General features: G+C 38.4%; 1 protein-coding gene. It reads right to left on the reverse strand.

Features of this window, described 5'->3' with window-relative positions:
- Positions 1-71: 71 nt before the first annotated feature.
- The coding region (locus tag RXX31_RS24780; protein WP_317592217.1) for a GNAT family N-acetyltransferase at positions 72-531 on the reverse strand (460 nt) is incomplete at its 5' end.

Here is a 531-nt window from a genome sequence, read left to right on the forward strand (position 1 = left end):
TACCACCTTAATCACTAAAATCAACGCATAGTAAAAATGCCACGCGTTGCGAATCCGCCTTGAAGCGTTTGTTAGGTTAATCGTTTTTCTGCCAATTGCCCACGCTCACCAAGCTCTCCGACATCAAACCAACCATGTTTGCGATAGAAACTAACGGCTTGCAAATTTTCAGGAATATAGCGTAGCTGAGCATATGCACATTGCTCGTTTTTGAACTTAGCACATATGAAATCGACTAGTTTTTTACCTAAACCGTTGTTACGAAATTCAGGTAACAAATACAGCAAGTTAATATAGCCAAACCTTATACCTTGATCATCCATCAAGCCATTTCGAAATTCTATTTGACCGATGATCTCATTGTTTTTGAGAACATGGTAAAAGCCAGAATCATCAAATGTACTTAGCTTTGTAAACCACGCTTTAGTTTCATCAACACTAAAACCTGCATCATTCCCAAAGCTTACTGCATGAGCATCTCGTCGAAATTGCATGCATAAATCGAGAGTATCATCCATTTCAATATTTACG

Origin of the sequence: Vibrio sp. EA2, assembly GCF_033042495.1 — a bacterium.
In the GTDB taxonomy this organism is placed as follows: Bacteria; Pseudomonadota; Gammaproteobacteria; order Enterobacterales; family Vibrionaceae; genus Vibrio.